General features: G+C 41.6%; 8 protein-coding genes. 6 read left to right on the top strand and 2 right to left on the bottom strand.

Features of this window, described 5'->3' with window-relative positions; translation table 11 throughout:
* The first annotated feature begins 184 nt into the window (after positions 1–184).
* The 4 genes from ACEW80_RS27695 (at position 185) to ACEW80_RS27680 (ending at position 2,259) form a co-directional block, all read left to right on the top strand.
* Complete coding sequence (locus ACEW80_RS27695) at positions 185–577, top strand: thermonuclease family protein (protein ID WP_373529681.1); 393 nt, start codon at positions 185–187, stop codon at positions 575–577.
* Positions 534–872, top strand: a complete 339-nt coding sequence (locus ACEW80_RS27690; RefSeq protein ID WP_373529680.1) for a thermonuclease family protein — start codon at positions 534–536, stop codon at positions 870–872. Before ACEW80_RS27695 ends, ACEW80_RS27690 begins: the two co-directional genes overlap by 44 nt.
* Positions 873–933: 61 nt before the next feature.
* The gene (locus ACEW80_RS27685; protein ID WP_373529679.1) at positions 934–1,608 is read left to right on the top strand and encodes a Tfp pilus assembly protein FimT/FimU; all 675 of its coding nucleotides are present in this window, start codon (positions 934–936) and stop codon (positions 1,606–1,608) included.
* A 318-nt stretch (positions 1,609–1,926) separates the two neighbouring features.
* Positions 1,927–2,259, top strand: coding sequence for a helix-turn-helix domain-containing protein (locus ACEW80_RS27680; protein ID WP_094345915.1), 333 nt, complete (start codon positions 1,927–1,929; stop codon positions 2,257–2,259).
* 253 nt (positions 2,260–2,512) lie between these two features.
* On the opposite strand, the gene ACEW80_RS27675 is transcribed toward ACEW80_RS27680, so the two are convergent.
* Positions 2,513–2,719, bottom strand: a complete 207-nt coding sequence (locus tag ACEW80_RS27675; RefSeq protein ID WP_373529678.1) for a hypothetical protein — start codon at positions 2,717–2,719, stop codon at positions 2,513–2,515.
* 241 nt (positions 2,720–2,960) lie between these two features.
* Positions 2,961–3,305, bottom strand: coding sequence for a hypothetical protein (locus ACEW80_RS27670; protein WP_373529677.1), 345 nt, complete (start codon positions 3,303–3,305; stop codon positions 2,961–2,963).
* 35 nt (positions 3,306–3,340) lie between these two features.
* Between ACEW80_RS27670 and ACEW80_RS27665 the strand changes: the two genes are divergently transcribed.
* Entirely contained in the window at positions 3,341–3,682 is a 342-nt protein-coding gene (locus ACEW80_RS27665) for a transposase (protein WP_373529676.1), read from the top strand.
* A gap of 416 nt (positions 3,683–4,098) precedes the next feature.
* Entirely contained in the window at positions 4,099–4,752 is a 654-nt protein-coding gene (locus tag ACEW80_RS27660; protein ID WP_373529675.1) for an S-layer homology domain-containing protein, read from the top strand.
* The last annotated feature ends 20 nt before the right edge of the window (positions 4,753–4,772 follow it).

Genomic DNA, 4,772 nt, shown 5'->3' with positions numbered 1-4,772 from the left:
CCCAATTTGCCCGGCGCTCGCCGACGAAAGTGCAAGGTTTTTGAACCTCTGGATGCTATAGTCTTGCACTTGCTTGGTGAAAAAATGCTCAAAACCCTTACCTAGACTATGTTTCACTTTTGTTCAGCAAGCCCTAATTAGTTATCTGGGCATCATAAGTATTATATAGTGATTATTACTACAGATGCTTCAGAAAATTCCCCTTGTTGCAATTAGCGTTCTGCTTCTAGCTCAAACATTACCAGTTGTTGCCAATAACCTTACTGCCACAATCGTAAGTGTCGGTGACGGTGACACCATACGCGTAAAGACTGGCAACAAAACTGTAACTATTCGTCTCGCCTGCATTGATGCACCAGAGATGAAACAGAATCCTTGGGGTCAACAATCGGCAGCAAGACTCAAACAATTGCTGCCAGTAGGACAAGCAATCACCCTACGTGCTGTTGAAACTGACAAATACAAGCGCTTGGTTGCAGAGATTTATGTCGATAATCGCAGTGTCAATGTCAACATGGTGCAAGAGGGACAATATGAAAGTCTATCACCAGTATCTCAAAAGCTGTCCACAGTCTAAAGATAGTTTATTGCAGGGTGAGAGCTATGCTAAACAAAAGCGTTTAGCTTTTTGGAGTCAGGCCAATCCTGTGATGCCTTGGGACTTCCGCCACAAAACTACCCAAAAAAGAGCCTCACAACCGATTCAACCACAGCAACAGAATAACTGTGATCCTTCTTACCCAGATTTTTGTATTCCCAAAAATTCACCTGATTTGAATTGCCCAGACATGACCCAAAGAAGGTTTAAGGTATTGCCACCTGACCCTCATGGCTTTGACCGAGATGGGGATGGTATTGGGTGTGAAAAATAAAAAACTTTGGCTAGTACAAGTTTAAAAATTCGATAAAAATTACTTGAGGCTAATACAAAAAGTGAGAACTAATCAGCAGTCCACGGAAATTCCGGGCGCTCCTGCCCAAGTATGGGAAAATATTTTAGTTCCAGCAAAAGGAACAATGACTGTTAAAATTCCGCGTGATGCTGGCTTTAGTTTATTAGAATTAATAGTAGTAATACTAATGGTAGGAATTTTGGGAGCGATCGCAGTTCCTAGCTGGCTTGCCTTTGTAAATCGACAGCAGGTAAATAAAGTTAACGATGCCGTTTTCGCCACACTCCAAGAAGCGCAGCGCGAAGCTAAAAACAAAAAACTTAGCTACAGTGTCAGCTTTCAGAAAAATAGTACAACCCAAAATACAGAGGTTGCTGTTTACAATAGCAATGCTGGAACCCCTGCATGGAAACCTCTAGGAGTGGATGTAGGTGTTAGCTCTAACAAATTTCTGACTGGTGCCAATCTCAGCGCTGAAAATACTGCTGGTTCATCCGTATCTTACACTTTAAGTTCAGCAACCAAAATTACTTTTGACTATATGGGGACTCTTCCCAATGCAAGCTTTGGCACAGTTGAGCCAATTGGATTAAAAATTGTATCAGCTATACCAATTTCTGGAAGTTCTACATCCCCTAGTAGCGTAAAGCGATGCGTCATTGTGAAAACCCTTTTAGGATCGATGCAGAAGGCGAAAGACTCTGACTGCAACTAAGCTCAAAGTCTGAGCGGCGGTTCCCACCGTTGGCATTAGAACTAGATACAGCAAGGTTTACAGGGTTTACATATGTTTTATCATTTTAGTGAATTGTATTACCTATGCTCTGGGAACTACTGACTGGGACATTTTGTTGATTTCTGAATCACGTCAAAAGTGTGTCAGCATTGTAATTAGTTCGTAATTAGTTCACTTTGTTGTGAATAAATGAATTGAGCTAAGTGATCGCATTGCTTCCCGGCGAACGATCGCTTTAACTTTTCCTTGGTGTAGCCTTATGATTGACACCAGTATATTAATAAAGTTAATATTATCATGTCAACTGGTGAGCGCAGTGAAAATAAAATTAAAGTAAAAATGAATATTACAGTAGATGTAACACCTATCGCTGCGTTTAGGTGGAATGAAGAAAATGCCCAAAAACTCAGGGAGCTTAGAGAGAAAGCTGGATATAGTAGACAAAAGCTATCTGATGCTGTGGGAGTTTCTGTGGCTTATATTCAGCAGCTAGAGACTCCTCACGTCTTTATTAACAAACCAAAAAAACCAACTCAGATGACTGTTAGCACAGAAATTCTAGAGAAACTTTGTGCTGCTTTAGATGGGGATATCACTTCACTTATTTGGAACATAGATTACAACAGTTAAGAGAGTTATTTACTACGCTCACCAGTAAAAAACACTTGACAATCACTGGTGAGCGTAATAATATAGTAATCATAAGAGAGGAGACGAGCGCGATGCCTCTTTTGAAAAACAAAGAAGCGTTCAAAATTCAACCCTTTTGAAGAAGAATTCAGAAGTCAGAATTCAGGAGTCAGAATAAATCAGTCGGGGATTCAGACCGCGCAGGAATTGAAGACCACCAAATTTTCAATTTGGAGGTCTTCAACCCGATTATTCATCCGCCAGTCGTACAGAATTCAAATCTATTTTCTGACTCCTGACTCCTGAATTCTGTTCGATAAATCGAGTTAACGATACGAAACCACAATAACCAGCCGCCACCGGGACTAGCAGCCGGAAGCCAAAAACTTGTATTGCTCAAGCCACCGGAGATGATTCCGATGACCAAACCAAGTCTGAAAACTGGTTGTAAAAACTTCAATCTTTCCAGAATTAAGGCGATTGCATACTACTGAGTATGCAATCGCCTTTTCAATCAATTCTTATCACATGGCTGTACAGAGGACACGGTAATATCCCAATATCTTCTCTACAGCTTTGTGCTGTCTGGTGTTCTGACATCAGTTAATACGCTTTACCCTTGAACACTTTTATAGAACCCATTTGAGATCTATACAGGAGGGCAATCGAATTTGGCTGAACTACGAGCTAAGTTACAAATTTTATAGATTGATCGTCAGGATTTTTTTCTTGCTTTTTTTGTCGCTCAACACGACTGTATTGTAGGGTAATGTATCCGTTAAGAGCGGAATTGGCAGCTTAAAACTGGGGCTTTTATGATCGAGTTCGCCTAAATCAATGCTTTTCGTTATATCGCCATCTGTTGCCAGATAAGCGGTAAGTTCGCCTTTATAATCTTCAATTAAAAAGTCTCTAAAGAAAACGACTGCCCCACCCTCAGGATCTATACCAAGGATGACCGTACCGCTGAAAGTTGCGCCTTTTCGTTCTTCATCAACCGTTGCCACTGTGATTTCCGAGGGGTCTTGACCGGACTTATCTGCCATAAACTTTTTCTCTTGCGAATTCTCAACAATTGAAAATGATTTTACAAGAGCGCTATGGGCGATCGCAAAACTCTCAGGACGTATTTCTGCATCGGTCTTGCAAATGTATAGCCAAGTTACTTCTGGTTATACGCCCTCTCAAAATTGTTGGACTTTACGGTAAACGTTGGGATGTTGAACTAAATTTAAGATATCTAAAAACTACCTTGGGTATGGATATTTTGCGATGTAAAACACTCTCAATGGTACGCAAGGAAATTTACGTTTTTCTGCTGGCTTATAATCTACTTCGTAGTTTGATGTGGGATGCCGGAACTACTTACACCACTCCTCCATTACGCCTATCTTTGCAAGGTACTCGCCACCATAAAATTTAACTTTATTCCCAAATTATTAGCTGCTCATTCAACGAAACGTCTTCAAATTTATCATACTTTACTAAAAGTTATTGCTCACAAGGCTGTTCCAGAACGCCCAGGTCGTAGTGAACCACGAGGCAGTTGCAAACTGCTTAACCCGCAAGTGTTTCGGCTTTTCTTAGTGCCATTCGGTATAGGGGATATTGGGTACTATTCGAGCGATCGCCCAATCGTCTGCCGCCCCACGGCAGCAATAGCGGAATTTCAGGTATAACTAATAACTTTAAGAAACCTGATCAAAGAGAGCAACGTCTACAAAGGTAAGCATTCAATTCATTATGAAACCTTTGCTCAAATCAACTTTTAATTTTTTGGGTTCACTAACTGCCAAAACGGGAGCAGGTACTACTGCGATTATATTGTTATGCGCTTTCATGACTAAACCAGTAGTTGCTGAAGTCCCAAGCTTTACCGATGTTAACGCCGATGTTTATGCCCAAGAGATTCAAGAGGCTGTTCAGAAAGGGCTTATTGCAGGCTTCACTTCTAACAATACCTTTCGTCCCACGTTAGAATTAACGCGGGAACAGATGATATCGATGGTAATAAATGCGCTCAGTAAGCTACCCGTAAGTAGTGCGACTGTGCCACACGACCCACCGCCAGCAGCAGGAAACTTATTGAAAGTCACCAGCAAGCCTTTTCGGGATGTAAACGCAACCTGTTGGAGTGCTGCAATGATTGAGTGGGCAAAATTTAACGGGATTATGCAAGGCTATTCTGATGGCACTTTTCGGCCTACCCAAGCAGTAACCCGTGCTGAGTTGATGGCGGTATTGCGTAAAGCCATTCAGTATGCAGATGAAGGTGGAGGAATTTCAGGTATGAGAAACTTGCAGCAGCCAACAGCGTTCAGTGATATATCTAATCATTGGGCGGAAAAAACAATTACAGAGATGTCTGTCTACTGCGGTGTTGCAACTCCCGTCAACGAAACTGGAAATGCCTTTTCTCCTAATCTTGGGACACGGCGTAATTATGCCGCAGCAGCCACATTACGGATGCTCAACTGTCTTTTGGGTGTTTAAACAAAAACCAAAGCCATAAA

Origin of the sequence: Nostoc sp. (assembly GCF_041747015.1) — a bacterium.
Taxonomy (GTDB): Bacteria; Cyanobacteriota; Cyanobacteriia; order Cyanobacteriales; family Nostocaceae; genus Nostoc.
This window is presented reverse-complemented; position numbering and strand designations above follow the sequence as displayed.